General features: G+C 59.6%; 11 protein-coding genes and 2 pseudogenes. 11 read left to right on the top strand and 2 right to left on the bottom strand.

Annotation, left to right across the window (positions count from 1 at the left end):
- The 10 genes and pseudogenes from EN949_RS36185 to EN949_RS25125 form a co-directional block, all read left to right on the top strand.
- Nucleotides 1-143, top strand: a pseudogene (locus tag EN949_RS36185) (sigma-54-dependent Fis family transcriptional regulator); the annotation flags it as partial.
- A gap of 171 nt (nucleotides 144-314) precedes the next feature.
- Entirely contained in the window at nucleotides 315-566 is a 252-nt protein-coding gene (locus EN949_RS25170) for a type II toxin-antitoxin system prevent-host-death family antitoxin (protein ID WP_024505312.1), read from the top strand.
- Nucleotides 567-568: 2 nt separating this feature from the next.
- Nucleotides 569-1,012 carry a type II toxin-antitoxin system VapC family toxin gene (locus tag EN949_RS25165; RefSeq protein WP_013525370.1) on the top strand — a complete coding sequence of 148 codons (444 nt, stop codon included), beginning with the start codon at nucleotides 569-571 and terminating at the stop codon, nucleotides 1,010-1,012.
- Between the two features lie 517 nt (nucleotides 1,013-1,529).
- Nucleotides 1,530-3,167 carry a methyl-accepting chemotaxis protein gene (locus tag EN949_RS25155; RefSeq protein WP_027163542.1) on the top strand — a complete coding sequence of 546 codons (1,638 nt, stop codon included), beginning with the start codon at nucleotides 1,530-1,532 and terminating at the stop codon, nucleotides 3,165-3,167.
- A gap of 23 nt (nucleotides 3,168-3,190) precedes the next feature.
- Nucleotides 3,191-3,658, top strand: a complete 468-nt coding sequence (locus tag EN949_RS25150; protein WP_064994983.1) for a chemotaxis protein CheW — start codon at nucleotides 3,191-3,193, stop codon at nucleotides 3,656-3,658.
- Nucleotides 3,655-4,896: a protein-glutamate O-methyltransferase CheR gene (locus tag EN949_RS25145; RefSeq protein WP_064994979.1), complete on the top strand. Its 1,242-nt coding sequence runs from the start codon at nucleotides 3,655-3,657 to the stop codon at nucleotides 4,894-4,896. The genes EN949_RS25150 and EN949_RS25145 overlap by 4 nt, the downstream gene beginning before the upstream one ends.
- Entirely contained in the window at nucleotides 4,896-5,600 is a 705-nt protein-coding gene (locus tag EN949_RS25140; RefSeq protein ID WP_064994978.1) for a chemotaxis protein CheW, read from the top strand. The genes EN949_RS25145 and EN949_RS25140 overlap by 1 nt, the downstream gene beginning before the upstream one ends.
- A complete protein-coding gene (locus tag EN949_RS25135; protein ID WP_127371078.1) occupies nucleotides 5,597-7,870 on the top strand; it encodes a hybrid sensor histidine kinase/response regulator in 2,274 nt (757 codons plus the stop codon). Before EN949_RS25140 ends, EN949_RS25135 begins: the two co-directional genes overlap by 4 nt.
- A 22-nt stretch (nucleotides 7,871-7,892) precedes the next feature.
- On the top strand, nucleotides 7,893-8,912 hold the full coding sequence (locus tag EN949_RS25130; RefSeq protein WP_064994976.1) for a chemotaxis response regulator protein-glutamate methylesterase: 1,020 nt from the start codon (nucleotides 7,893-7,895) through the stop codon (nucleotides 8,910-8,912).
- Nucleotides 8,913-8,976: 64 nt separating this feature from the next.
- Nucleotides 8,977-9,930 carry a PleD family two-component system response regulator gene (locus EN949_RS25125; RefSeq protein ID WP_281039789.1) on the top strand — a complete coding sequence of 318 codons (954 nt, stop codon included), beginning with the start codon at nucleotides 8,977-8,979 and terminating at the stop codon, nucleotides 9,928-9,930.
- A 285-nt stretch (nucleotides 9,931-10,215) separates the two neighbouring features.
- Here the strand turns inward: EN949_RS25125 and EN949_RS25120 are convergent, their stop codons facing one another.
- Complete coding sequence (locus tag EN949_RS25120) at nucleotides 10,216-11,247, bottom strand: helix-turn-helix domain-containing protein (RefSeq protein ID WP_086081385.1); 1,032 nt, start codon at nucleotides 11,245-11,247, stop codon at nucleotides 10,216-10,218.
- Between the two features lie 86 nt (nucleotides 11,248-11,333).
- On the opposite strand from EN949_RS25120, the gene EN949_RS25115 reads away from it, so the two are divergent.
- Nucleotides 11,334-12,740, top strand: coding sequence for an FAD-binding oxidoreductase (locus EN949_RS25115; protein WP_127371808.1), 1,407 nt, complete (start codon nucleotides 11,334-11,336; stop codon nucleotides 12,738-12,740).
- Between the two features lie 192 nt (nucleotides 12,741-12,932).
- Here the strand turns inward: EN949_RS25115 and EN949_RS25110 are convergent.
- A pseudogene (locus EN949_RS25110) lies at nucleotides 12,933-13,563 on the bottom strand (tyrosine-type recombinase/integrase).
- Nucleotides 13,564-13,731 lie beyond the last annotated feature (168 nt).

The raw sequence follows: 13,731 nt of genomic DNA, 5'->3' as shown, positions 1-13,731 counted from the left end.
ATCGAATTGAGCGTCGCCGGGCAGAAGGTCGAGCCGCTGCTCGCTGCCGCCCAGTCCAGTCTTGACAGGCTCTATCTGCCGTCGGCGGTGTCGGCTGCTGCGTGTTGCTGGCTAATCGCGATTGTGTCGGGGTCGATCGCCGTACTTTCCAGATCAACGGGGAAGACGCGGTTTTCCGGATTAGCCCTGATGTGAGATGTCAGCCTGCCAACTGGCGGCAGATCGAGCGCCGGAGGCGCACCGATCCGTCCTGACTCCTTGCCAAAACTCGCTCCATAATTTATATGACCACTTTAGTCACGGGAGCAATCATGATGAAAGAGATTCAGCTCAAAGACGTCAAGGCTACGTTCTCACATGTGGTCGACGAAGCGGTTGCGGGCACACCGACGGTCGTCACCCGTCACGGCAAAAGAGAGGCTGTCGTAATCAGCTATTCGGAATACGAACGCCTTTCCCGTGTGCCGTCGCTGGGTTGGCTGCTCACAAACTCGCCCCTGGAGGAAGCTGACCTGCCAGCGCGAAGCCGAAAGCCCGCACGGGCTCTGCGCGATCCGGCGTTCTGACATTGTACCTTTTGGACACGAATGTCGTCAGCTTGCTTGCCCCTTCAAAACGCAGGACGCCCTCCGATGAGAAACTAGCGGCCTGGATAGTCGAGCGATCGTCCGACCTTTGGCTCTCCGTAATCACCTTGGCCGAGATCGAGGACGGCATCGCGAACGCCAAGCGAACCGGTGCCACCAAGAAGGCGGGCGCGCTCGCTGAATGGTGGGGAGAAATCCGTCACTACTACAGTAGCCGCATCCTCCCTCTTGACCTCGAAACGGCAACAATAACTGGGCAACTCATGACAGTCGCTCGGGCCGCTGGCATCTCACCTGGTTTCGAGGACATCGCTATTGCTGCAACAGGCATGCAACACGATCTGATCGTGCTCACGGACAACGAGAAGGATTTCAGGCCGCTCGGCATTCGGCATCAGAATCCGTTCATCGGGCTTCCAGAATAGGCGGACGGCGACCGATGGGCGCCTCCAGCATGACCATGCGATGACGTAGGCGGGGTTATGCGACGCTGGGCGAGTCTGATGGCGGTGCACCGGACTTCCTGGATCGACCAGCGGCCAGCGTATATTTGTGCCCCTTCAAGGTTCATAGGCCTTGTTGCCTATGGGCTGTCCAGGTTGTTTGCTTCAAAGGCCCAACGCTGACAGGGCCTTGGACGTGAGGTGAGAGCTTCATCGTCATTGAATACCTTTCTCATCGACGTCCAACGAGACGGTAACAATCAGTCATCCACCCACCTTGACGCGGGCGTGCCGCCCAGCGGATGTCGGGCTGATGTGCGCCGACGGAAGACGTGTCCTCGACCGTCACTTCTGGCGAGCGGCATCGCCATCATTAGTGATGGAACGGAAAAGAAACCATTCAGCGTCAGACTACCGCTTTTCGACGCACCTTTTTCGAACACGTCGGAACGAGCGCTTGTCGCGCAGCCCACGATGCCCCCATTGGTGAATCGGATCCATGAAGAGTCTGACAATACGCCACCGCATCCTCGTCAGTTTCGCTGCCGTTCTGGTGGTCATGTCCGTGATCGCCGTCATCGCGTACGCCTGGTTTCTTCAGGCGGGGCAGGAGGCGACTGAGGTCGAGAAGGGCATCCTTCCAGACCTCTATCACAGCACCGCGATCATGATGGGCCAGATGACGGCCCATAGTCTGCTTCAGGAATATGCCCTTCAGGACAACCCATCGGATAGAAGCACGCTTGAAAGCGCGATCACGACCAATCGCGACCAAGTGCAGCGGTCGATGGGCGACTATGAAGCAACAATCGTCTCCGACATCGACAAGCAGAATTATGCAGTCGTCAAAGAACTCGCCAACCAATTTCGTCTGGCTGAAACTGCTGTGCTGGACACAAGCCGGGCTGCCTTGTCGAAAGGTGAAACTCCCAATGAAAGCCTGGCCATCAAGAACACCGTAGAGCCGATCTTTGTAAAGTTGCAGTCCGCTCTGCAGGCCATGGTTGAGGATCACAGAGGCGAGGCAAACAGCGCGACGCAGCGGATCAGCTCGATCGTTAGAACGGCCGAAGTCGGTTTGAGCGTTGGCTTGTTGATAGCCCTCGGACTAGCCCTTCTTTTGGGTTACCAGCTGTTTCGCGCCATTACAGGTCCGCTCACTCGTTTGGTCAACGCGGTTCAATTGATGCGGCAAGGCGACTTCAGCGAACGCCTCGATCTGAGGCGCCGAGACGAATTCAGCGTGCTTGCCGACGGCTTCAACGCAATGGCGGACGATCTCACAACCCTCATTGGTCAGGTTCAAAGGTCCAGCATACAGGTCGGCACATCGATAACTGAGATCGCCGCCACCTCCAAGCAACAGCAGGCAACTGCGACTGAAATCGCAGCGACCACAACAGAAATCCGCGCGACAGCCAAGGAGATCTCCGCCACGTCAAACGAGCTCGTCCGCACGATGAACGAGGTCTCGACAGTTGCCGAGCAAACTGCTGCCGTCGCCGGCGGAGGGCAAGCGGGGCTAACCCGTATGGAAGAAACCATGCAGCAGGTCATGGAAGCGGCCGGCGCGATCAATTCCAAACTCGCGATCCTGAGCGAGAAAGCCGGCAGCATCAATCAGGTGGTGACGACCATCACCAAAGTGGCCGATCAGACGAACCTTTTGTCGCTCAACGCTTCCATAGAGGCTGAGAAGGCCGGCCAATATGGCCGGGGCTTTGCAGTGGTGGCGACGGAAATCCGAAGGCTCGCGGACCAGACAGCTGTCTCCACATACGATATCGAGCAGATGGTCAAGGACATCCAGTCGGCAGTCGCGGCCGGGGTGATGGGCATGGACAAGTTTTCCGAGCAGGTCCGCCGGGGTATGCAGGAAATCCAGCAGGTCGGCGGGCAACTCTTCGAGATCATTCAGCAGGTTCAGGGGCTGGTGCCACGTTTCGAAGTCGCCAATGAAGGCATGCAAGCGCAGGCGACCGGCGCGGGGCAGATCAGCGACACGCTAACGCAGCTGAGTGAGGCAGCTCAGCAAACAGTCGAATCCCTTCAGCAATCGACGCTCGCGATCGACGAGCTCAATCAAGTCTCAGGCGGCATGCGAAGTAGCATTTCGAGGTTCAAGCTGAGAGCGTAGCGAGCCGGCAGTAGGGGGTGACAATGCTATTTCTCGCCTTCAGCATGGGTCCGGATCGCTACTTGATCGATGTCCACCAAATTGAAGAGGTGCTGCCTCGTCTCGATGTGAAGGTCCTGCCGGGTGCGCCAACCGGTGTGGTGGGTCTGGTCAGCTACAACGGAATACCCATCCCGCTGATCGATGTTACTCTTCTTGCGCTTGGCCGGCCGTCGGAGCGCCTATTGAGCACCCGGATCGTTGTGACGCGCTATCACGCGCATGATGGCGAGCAGCGCCTGCTGGGACTGATCGCGGAACGGGTGACGGATACGCTTGAGCGAGACCCTGCCGACTTCGCGCCGTTCGGACTTGAACCAGGAACCCCGCCCTATCTTGGGCCGGTGGCTTCCGATGGTTCGGAGATCATTCAGCGGGTCAAAGTGGCATCGCTGCTTTCGGAAGAGATACGTACCGCATTGCTCCGCCAGTCAGCAATGGGTGATCAATGACCGGCGCAATTGAAAAGCTCCTGACGGAAACCATCGGACTGGACAGTGCCAGCGTTGGTCCGACAGTGGTCCGTCAGGCGGTCAGAGATCGGATGGCAGCATGCCGGATAACCAACCCTCAGACCTATAAGGAACACTTGACCGGTTCCTCACAGGAGTTGCAGGAGTTGATCAATGCGGTGGTGATCCCGGAGACCTGGTTCTTTCGCGACCGAGAAGCGTTCACGATGCTGGCGCGGCACGCGCGCGTGCACAAGCGTGCTCAGCCGATTAAAGTCCTGAGCCTGCCATGTTCAACCGGCGAAGAGGCTTACTCGGTCGCCATGGCCATGTTCGATGCCAGCTTTGAGGCGCACGAGTTCAAGATCGATGGTGTGGACGTCAGCAGCCGCAATATCGCGACGGCTGAACGCGCGATCTATGGGCGCAATTCGTTTCGCGGCAGCCATCTCGAATTCAAGGATCGCTATTTCGAAGCGGCCGAGAGCGGGTTGCGTCCTACAGCTGCGGTGCTGAAACAGGTTCGGTTCAGGGTAGGAAACCTGTTCGGCTCTCGCGCGTCTTTCAGGCAAGAAGTCTATGACATCGTGCTTTTCCGCAATCTGCTGATCTATTTCAATCGAGAGCTGCAGGATCGCGCGTTGATCTGCCTGAAGGACCTACTGGCCAAAGACGGACTCCTCCTGGTCGGTCCGGCGGAAGCAGCTCTTCCAAGGTTGCATGGCTTTATTTCCGCTGAATGGCCATTGGCCTTTGCCTTCCTGAAATCGGAGCCCGTCAAGACCACGGCGCCGACAGTTTCGGCCGCCATCCCGGTGCCGACGCCAACCCCGAAGGTCAACAAGAGCAAGCCTCTTCTTCGGCCCCGACCGACAATTGGCAATGAAGCCCGTGGACAGGCGCCGGCCAAGCCGCTTGCACAGGCCTCGGAAAGCCTCATCGCGGTTGAACGGATCGCCAATGCAGGACGGGTAAAGGAGGCACAGGAGGTCGCCCTGGCGCATCTCAAGGAATTTGGTCCTTCCGCGCAAATCTTCTACTTGCTGGGCCTCGTCCAGGATGCGGATGGCGCAGCACCCCAAGCCGCGCAAAGCTATCGCAAGGCGCTCTATCTCGCGCCAAATCATCGAGAAGCTCTCATCCATCTGGCTTTGCTGCTTCGCAAGCAAGGCGACCATAACGGCGCCGAGGCCCTGGCTGGCCGGCTAGGCCGGGTCCAGAAAAGGAGCGGCAGCTGATGGCGGCTTCGACAGGGATCGCTCAGCCGTTGGAGCAGATTGAAATCGACGACTGCTGGCGGCAAATAGGCGTACGGGGTGACAAGTCATGTCCGCTGCTGGAGCAGCATCTCCACTGCCGGAATTGCCCGACCTATAAGAAGATTGCACGACACCTCCTCGACCGTGCGGCTCCCTCGGTATATCGCGACGAATGGCCTGGTAACGCTGGTCGAGCAGGGATCGATCCGGCCGACGGCGAGGCGCTGCAGACGGCTGTTCTCTTCCGTTTGGGGGAAGAATGGATGGCACTTCCGGTCGGTATTTTTCATGAAGTGGCTGAATCTCGTCGCGTTCATTCACTTCCACATCGCAGAAACCGTGCACTGCTCGGTATTGCGAATGTCCGTGGTGAATTGCTCGTTTGCCTGTCCCTGGCTGAATTGCTCGGGATAGACGAGCGCAAGGAGGGGGAGCAAAGCACGCGAACCAAGGTATTTCGCCGCCTGGTTGTTGTGGGCGAGCGCGACAAGCGGGTTGCCTTTACGGTTGATGAGATCCACGGCTTACATCGCTATCGGGCACGCGACACTCTCGCTGTGCCAGCCACGATCGACAAGGCGCTGTCTGCGGCTACTGTTGCCGTTCTGCCCTGGCAGGGACGGGCCGTTGGTTGTCTCGACCCAGGACAACTGCTCACGATGCTGGATCGGAGCATGGCATGACAGATGAGGACTTCAGCCAGGTCTCGATGCTCAGCCTCTTCCAGGCCGAACTGGAGACGCAGTCGCAGGCACTAACGTCTGGGCTTCTGGCACTGGAACGCAATCCTGTCGCCGCCGATGCCTTGGAAGCATGCATGCGTGCCGCACATTCCCTGAAGGGAGCTGCCCGCATCATCGACCTGATGCCCGCGGTCAAAGTTGCAAATGCGATGGAAGATTGCCTGGTCGCCGCGCAACGTGGGCATCTGAGAGTGGGACGGGAGCATATAGATGCGCTCCTGCAAGGCTGTGACCTTTTGAAATTGATCGCATCGGGATCATCGAGCGAGCGCGCCAACTCAGAAATCGAAAGCTTTCTCGCGAAGTTTGAGGAATTGTCGCCCCCCGAGGCGAAGCCCGGGGCCCAAGATTTTGCAGCTGATTTCGCAACTCCAGATCATGCCCAGGAGCAACTGGCGTCGACCTCTTCAGCGAATCTCCTCGTTGGGGCGGTACCGCAAGCCCACGGCAGCATCGGCTCTGATAGAATGGTTCGGGTGACGGCAGACAGCCTGAACCGATTGCTCGGGTTGGCTGGCGAGTCGCTGATGGAAGCTCGGCGGCTCAGGCCATTCGCTGACGGGCTGCTAAGGCTGAAGCGACTTCAATCGGACCTCGCAAGTGCGTTCGACAATCTTCATGCAGTGCTGCCGCCGGTTTCAAATAATGCGCCGGTGGTGGAGGCGCTGGCTGAAGCGCAGCGAAAGCTTCGGTTGAGCCAAGCGTTCCTGGCGGAGCGTCTCGATGAATTGGATTCAGTGGATCGGAAAGCGACCGATCTTGCCAACAGATTGTACGACGAAACGTTGGCGAGCCGGATGCGGCCTTTCGAGGACGGCGTGAGACACTACGCAAGAACGGTCCGCGACCTCGGTCGTACCCTTGGCAAGCGGGCGCGACTGGAGATCGTAGGCGGCTCGACCGGCATCGACCGCGATATCCTCGAGCAGCTCGATGCCCCCTTGGGGCATCTTTTGCGCAACGCTGTAGACCATGGGCTTGAACCGCCTGAGGAGCGCCTCGCGATGGGGAAACCCGAAGAGGGGCTGATCAGGCTCGAAGCGAGGCACAATGCCGGGCTGCTGCAGATAGCCGTGGTGGACGACGGCAGGGGGATCGAGCTCTCGAAGCTGCGCGAGGCTGTCATCGCCCGACAGCTTGCGACCAGGGAAAGTGCTGACACACTCAGCGAAACCGAATTGCTCGCATTCCTGTTTCTGCCAGGCTTTTCGATGAAAGCGGGCCTTACCGACGTGTCCGGCCGTGGTGTGGGCCTCGATGCGGTGCAGGCGATGACGAAAGAGGTCCGCGGAATCACGAGCGTTTCCTCGGAATTTGGTCGTGGAACCCGGTTTCAACTGCAGCTGCCGCTGACGTTGTCAGTCCTGCGCACACTACTCGTCGAAGTCGATGGGGAGCCCTATGCGTTTCCACTCGCCGCCATCTCCAAGACAATGAGATTGCAGCGGATGCAGATCAACCTGCTGCAGGGCCGACCGCATTTTCGCTTGAACGATCGACAGATCGGGCTGGTGACCGCGCGCGAAGTGCTGGATCGAGGAGAGTCCGGATCGGAACCGGACGAACTCTCGGTCGTCGTCGTGGATGCAGGTCGGGGCGATGCGTACGGCCTGATCGTTGACCGTTTTCTCGGGGAACGCGAGCTGGTGATCAGACCTCTCGATCCACGGTTTGCCAAGATCAAGGACATCAGCGCAGCGGCCCTGATGGAAGACGGTTCGCCAGTTCTGATCTTCGACGTCGATGATCTGATCCGATCGGTGGAAAAGCTTGCATCGTCTAGCGGATTTAGGGCTCTTCGGCGCGCTGCGGGCGGTCCCGAACCGAGCAGACGCAAGCGCGTGCTCGTGATTGACGATTCACTCACGGTCCGCGAACTCCAGCGCAAGATGTTGGGCAATCACGGTTATGATGTCGAAGTGGCGGTCGACGGTATGGACGGGTGGAATGCCGTCCGGTCTGGTCCTTTCGATCTCGTCGTCACTGACATAGATATGCCGCGCATGGATGGCATCGAGTTGGTGAGCTTGATCAGAAAGGACGCCCATCTCAAGAACACACCCATAATGATCGTTTCATACAAGGATCGGGAAGAAGATCGCTCGCGCGGGCTTGACGCCGGTGCGGACTATTATCTGACCAAGAGTACCTTTCAGGACGAGGCGCTGATCCATGCGGTCGTGGACATGATTGGCGAGGCGACTGAATGAGATCGAAATTGGAAGCCAACGAATGAGAATCGGCGTAGTCAACGACATGCCGATGGCGGTTGAGCTTCTGCGCCGGCTGGTCTTGTCGACCGGCGAACATCAGGTCGCATGGATCGCGACCAATGGGCGTGAGGCGGTCGAGGTCTGCAGACGTGATCTGCCGGATCTGATACTCATGGATCTAGCGATGCCAGAGATGGACGGCGTGGAAGCGACGCGCAGAATCATGGCGGAAACCCCGTGCTCAATCTTGCTGGTGACCGCCAGTATCGAAGCCAACCTCGCCGGTGTCTACGAAGCAATGGGCCATGGCGCGCTGGACGCGGTCGATATTCCGTCAGTAGGCATCGAAGGTAATGCGTCCTCGCAATCCGCACGGCTTCTAACGAACAAGATTGCGACGATCGGCAAGCTGATCGGTGATGCGCCGGCCAAGACAAAAAGGCGGATGTCACGTGACGCTGAGCCGACACCTCGACGCTTAATTGCAATCGGCGCCTCCGCGGGCGGGCCGGCCGCCGTTGCCGCAGTCCTGAGTGCGTTTCCCGTTGATTTTGACGGCGCGATCGTGCTCGTCCAGCATCTCGATGCTCAGTTCGTGCCGGGGCTTACTGATTGGCTGGGACAGCATACGCCTCTCCCGATCCGTCCGGCGCGGGAAAAGGATAGTCCTCAAGCGGGCACTGTTCTCGTAGCCAGTTCTGCGGATCATCTGGTTTTCAAGTCAGCTCAACAACTTGGCTATACGCCCAGCCCCAAGGACAATGTTTATCGGCCGTCCGTTGATGTGTTCTTCGGAAGTGCGGCGCAATGGTGGCCTGGCTCTGTGATTGGTGTCCTGCTCACAGGCATGGGCAGGGATGGTGCGCGCGGGCTAAGACAGCTCCGCGACAAAGGGCATCTCACGATCGCCCAGGATCGAGCAACCAGTGCAGTCTATGGCATGCCGAAGGCCGCCGCCGAAATCGGCGCGGCTGTTGATATTCTTCCTTTGAGTGCGATCGGCTCACGTATAATCGAAGCCTGCGAGCGCTCCACGTGAAAAGGCTCGTCCGATGACGCAAGAACCAGAGCTGGTCCCGCCACTCACAGACAACTATTCATCCATGGTTCTGCTCATCGATGATCAGATCATGGTTTGCGAGGCGGTCAGGCGCGCTCTAGCCAACGAACCCGATATTTCCCTACACTTCTGCACCGACCCGTTGAGAGCAATGACAGTCGCGGATGAGGTAAAGCCAACCGTTATCCTGCAGGATCTCGTCATGCCCGGCGTCGATGGGCTGCATCTGGTGCGAGAATACAGGAAGCATGCGTCGACACGCGCGGTCCCAGTCATTGTGCTGTCGAGCAAGGAAGATCCAGCCACCAAGGGCGAAGCCTTTGCTGCGGGAGCGAACGACTATCTCGTCAAACTGCCGGATCGTATCGAGCTGATTGCACGTATTCGATATCACACGCGGGCTTATCTGGATCACGTCCAGCGAGACGCGGCATACCGAGCGCTAAGGGAAAGCCAGCGACAGCTGATCAGTGCAAATCTCGAGCTTGAACGTCTGACGCGGATCGATGGCCTGACGGGCCTCGGCAACAGGCGCTATTTTGATGAATATCTGGCGGCCGAATGGAAGCGCGCTTTTCGCGCACAGTCCCCATTGTCGCTGTTGATGATCGATGCCGACAACTTCAAACGATACAACGATACCTATGGCCATATGGCCGGCGATGAGGTGCTCAAGCAAATCGCCCGCGTGATCCAGAGCGGTTCCGGCCGCTCCACCGACCTCGCTGCGAGGTACGGAGGCGAAGAGTTCGTGGTCGTGCTGGTCGACACTTTACTGGAACAATCCAGTGCGATCGCAGAGCGGCTCGTCCAGGGCGTGCGGGAGTTGAACATACCCCACGGCCCGGATCGTGTGACCATCAGCGTCGGCGTTGCAACAGCGGTGCCCACCGCGGACGAGACGCCAAATGATTTCGTCAATGCCGCCGATTTGGCCCTATTTCGTGCCAAATCGGAAGGACGAAATCGTGTCGCGCTTCATATGTCCCGCAGCTAGACAAGCTCAACGCACTTCTCAGGCTAAGATGGAACTTTCTGAGCGTACGTTGAACGCGCCTGGGCTCGCCCGGCCTTCAAGAAGCTCTATGCCGACCAGCTCGCTTACTTTGCGGCTGGAGCTCGAACCCATCGTTAATGACCGCTGGGCGTCCGGTTCTGGGTGGGAACGTGCCGGTTCGCCTGATCGCTCGAATTTCTGCTTTTGGGATTCCGCTGGGGCCAGCTCAACGGCTGACTTGAGGCGCCAAGCGGAATATCGGCATCGCGCCGCGATGGTTGAGAATCAATCGCGGCTCAATGCTCGCCGGAGAGCACCGAAGCGAATGCGATATTGCGCCGGCGTCACCCCGACCTTGCGGCGGAAAAGACGCCCGAAAAAACTCGCATCCTCGTAGCCGACTTCATTCGCCACCGCTTCGACAGGGAGATCGCCCCCCTCCAGCAGCTGCTTTGCCTTCTCGAGTCTGAGCGCATGGATGTAGTCGATAGCCTTCATGTCCGTAGCCCTCGCGAAGCGGCGCACGAAGGAGCGCTCGGACAGGCCTGACAACTTGGTCATGGCTGCGACGGGCGACGGCGTCCGGTAGTTGAGTTCCGCCCATCTCTGGCACCGGTTGATCACCGCGTCGCTGGTCTGGCGAAAGCGCATCAGCGCGGCGAAGGGCTGCTGGCCCATGTCGTGCCACTGCAGCATGTAGACCTTGGCGACCTCCATCGCCTCCTTGAGGCCGACAAAGCGCGCGATGAGATAGAGGGCGAGATCCTGCCAGCTCGAGCCGCCTCCCGCCATGACCACCCGTTGCGCCTCGCCGCTCAGCACAAGCGACTGGTCCGGCCTCACCTTCACGCCGGGGTAGTTGTTCGTGAGCGTCTCGACATAGCCCCAGTGAATTGTGGCCTCGCGATTGTCGAGCAGCCCGGCCTCGCCGAGCAGCACCGCGCCCGAACAAGCGCTGGCCAGCATGGCGCCGTCGTCATGCGCTCGCTTCAGCCATGCGGCTTCGGCGTCATACTGCCCGGCGACGCTTTCTCCCGGATTGACGAAGAAATCTGGAATACAGACGATGTCGGGTGGCGGGCAATCGGCAAGGCTGTGATCTGGGCGCACCCAGATGCCGTTTGCAGCGCGAAACGGGCTGCCGTCCCCAGCAACCACATAGGGCCGCATGCGCGGCGTGCCCGCCGCACCGCTGGTTATGAACAGGAAATCCCTGCCGGGCGAGGAAAACAGGTCGAACATGCCGTAGATCGTGGAGGCGGTAGCCTCCGGAGCGGCAAGGATCGCCACATTCAATGGTCTGGTCTGTTCAACCATGGCAGAAATGACCGCCTTCCAGCATTTTCGACTTTAGCGGCCGTGCCCGCGCCGCGCTAGCGTGCGTGAAACGAGGAGACCGCCCCATGGCCGCCACCGCTACCCTTGCACCATCGAGCATCGAAAGCTTCCGTTCCATCTTGCGCGGCGAGGTGCTGGAGCCGTCGAACCCTTACTATGACGCGACACGGGTCGTCTGGAACGGCATGATCGACCGCCGTCCGGCCCTCATCGCGCGCTGCCGGAATGCTGCCGATGTCGTGGCGTCGGTGAATTTCGGGCGCGAGCATCGGTTGGCGATCGCGATCCGCTCGGGCGGTCACAATGTTGCTGGCTACGCCATCTGCGACGGCGGCCTAATGATCGACATGTCGCTGATGAATGGCGTGCGGGTCGCGCCCGACCTCGATTGCGCCTTCGTCGAGGGCGGCGCCACCTGGGCCGATGTCGATGCGGCCACCACCCCGCTTGATCGCGCCACGCCGGGCGGCCTCATCTCGGCGACGGGCGTTGCCGGCCTAACTCTTTCCGGCGGCATCGGCTGGCTGCGCGGCAGCCACGGCCTCAGCGTCGACAATCTGCTGGCGGCCGATCTGGTGACCGCCGATGGCCGCCTCATCCATGCCGACGCGACCCAGAACCCGGATCTCTTCTGGGCGCTGCGCGGCGGCGGCGGCAATTTCGGCGTGGTGACGAGCTTCGAGTTCAAGCTGCATCCGATCGAGCCGGAGCTGATGTTATGCGGTCCGGCCTATCCCGAAGAGCGCGCCAACGAGATCATTCCACTCTGGCGCGACTTCATGCAGACCGCACCCGATCGCCTGAGCGGCCTGGCGGAATTCTCGACGCTGCCCGACGATCCCTCGATCCCCGAGCATGCAAGGGGCCGGCGCGTCCTGGCGCTCGCGCATGTCTATGACGGACCGGCCGACGAGGGCGAGCGGGTCGTGGCGCCGTTGCGCAGTTTTGGGGAACCGCTCGTCGATTTCAGCGGCCGCATGCCATATCGCACCATCCAGTCGCTCTATGACGGGCTGTTCCCGAAAGGCCGCGACCGCTGCTACTGGAAATCCACCTACCTCTCGCGCCTGGACGACGAGGCCATCGGGGAGATCACGGTACGGATGGCGAAGCGGCCCTCCGAAATGACCTTCGCCTCGATCTGGAAGTTCGGCGGTTTCGTCCAGCGCGTTGCAGCCGATGAGACTGCCTTCGGCGACCGCTCCATGCCCTTCATGCTCAGCCTCGATGCCATTTGGCCAGGCGCTGACGAGGACGATGCGAACATCGGCTGGGTTCGCAGCTTCTGGCAGGACGTGCAGCGCTACTCGACCGGGCGCCTCTATCTGAACTTCCCCGGCCATGGCGAAGGAGCGGACCTCGTACGCGACGCCTTGGGAGCTGAAGCCTATGCGAGGCTCGCCAAGATCAAGCACAGATACGATCCGGACAATCTGTTCCGCCTGAACCAGAACATCCTGCCAATGCACTAACGCACAATTCAAGTCGGGCGTACGGTAGCGACTCTCGCCTGGTCGTAGTGGCTTTGAACGCGCTGAGTCGCGAGGGACGCCCCAGCGTGGTCGCCACGATGCCGCTTTCAATCAGTGACAGATCTGTCCGCAACGACCGAGATTGGGCGCAAGCTGGTCACGGCTCCACTTGTGAAGTGGAGCCGCACCTGATCAAACCTCCGTTGCCTCCGAAAGTTCGAGAGCATCCTCAACATCGACGCCCAGATAGCGGACCGTGTTCTCGATCTTGGCATGACCGAGCAAAATTTGGATGGCTCGCAGATTTCCCGTCGCTTTGTAGATGATCGAGGCCTTGGTGCGACGCAGGGAATGGGTTCCGTATTCCTCTGGTCAAAGCCCGATCGCCTCGACCCATTCGTCGACGAGGCGGGCATACTAACTTGTGCTCATGTGAGCCCTTGGATTGATCCTGCTCGGAAACGCGTAATCATCGACTGTCCCGCCGCGTCGCTCCAGCCATGCGAGAAGGCTGGAGCGTGTGTCGCTCATCAACTGGTACTGAACAGGTCGGCCGGTCTTCTGTTGGATGACCATCGCGCGACTTCGGATTTCCGTCCTACAACAAGGTGGCCGATTTGATCTTGACCAGATCGCAGCCGCGCAACTTGCTGTCGATCGCCAAATCGAAGAGCGCTCTGTCTCGCAGACGCCGCTCTCGATCGAGATAGAAGCGTATCGCCCCATATCTGTCGAGTTTCAGAGGGCGTTTCGTTCCGATCTTCTTGCCTGCATTCCATGCGCGGCGATCGGAGGCGGCAAGGTCGTAGCACGAGTGTCCCATTTCGTTTCTCCTTCGGCCATGATTGGCCACCGGAGAAACGTCGGTCGACGGTTATGGGCCGAAACTTGCCCTTCGGAATTCGGAACGAAGTTGTCGACAAGCAGCCCTTCAGCCTATGACGGCGTTCGTCGCTGTTGATGCTACCTGCTCTGTTTGACTGTCGGCAGC

The organism is Mesorhizobium sp. M7A.F.Ca.US.007.01.2.1 (assembly GCF_003998165.1).
In the GTDB taxonomy this organism is placed as follows: domain Bacteria; phylum Pseudomonadota; class Alphaproteobacteria; order Rhizobiales; family Rhizobiaceae; genus Mesorhizobium; species Mesorhizobium ciceri.
Note: the sequence above shows the minus strand (reverse complement) of the source record. Positions and strands in the feature narration are given on the sequence as shown.

Excerpts from the sequence above, each read along its gene's own strand:
- EN949_RS25170 (WP_024505312.1), top strand. The coding sequence starts at position 315 with ATGAAAGAGATTCAGCTCAAAGACGTCAAGGCTACGTTCTCACATGTG.
- EN949_RS25155 (WP_027163542.1), top strand. The coding sequence starts at position 1,530 with ATGAAGAGTCTGACAATACGCCACCGCATCCTCGTCAGTTTCGCTGCC.
- EN949_RS25150 (WP_064994983.1), top strand. The coding sequence starts at position 3,191 with ATGCTATTTCTCGCCTTCAGCATGGGTCCGGATCGCTACTTGATCGAT.
- EN949_RS25145 (WP_064994979.1), top strand. The coding sequence starts at position 3,655 with ATGACCGGCGCAATTGAAAAGCTCCTGACGGAAACCATCGGACTGGAC.
- EN949_RS25140 (WP_064994978.1), top strand. The coding sequence starts at position 4,896 with ATGGCGGCTTCGACAGGGATCGCTCAGCCGTTGGAGCAGATTGAAATC.
- EN949_RS25135 (WP_127371078.1), top strand. The coding sequence starts at position 5,597 with ATGACAGATGAGGACTTCAGCCAGGTCTCGATGCTCAGCCTCTTCCAG.
- EN949_RS25130 (WP_064994976.1), top strand. The coding sequence starts at position 7,893 with ATGAGAATCGGCGTAGTCAACGACATGCCGATGGCGGTTGAGCTTCTG.
- EN949_RS25125 (WP_281039789.1), top strand. The coding sequence starts at position 8,977 with ATGGTTCTGCTCATCGATGATCAGATCATGGTTTGCGAGGCGGTCAGG.
- EN949_RS25120 (WP_086081385.1), bottom strand. The coding sequence starts at position 11,247 with ATGGTTGAACAGACCAGACCATTGAATGTGGCGATCCTTGCCGCTCCG.
- EN949_RS25115 (WP_127371808.1), top strand. The coding sequence starts at position 11,334 with ATGGCCGCCACCGCTACCCTTGCACCATCGAGCATCGAAAGCTTCCGT.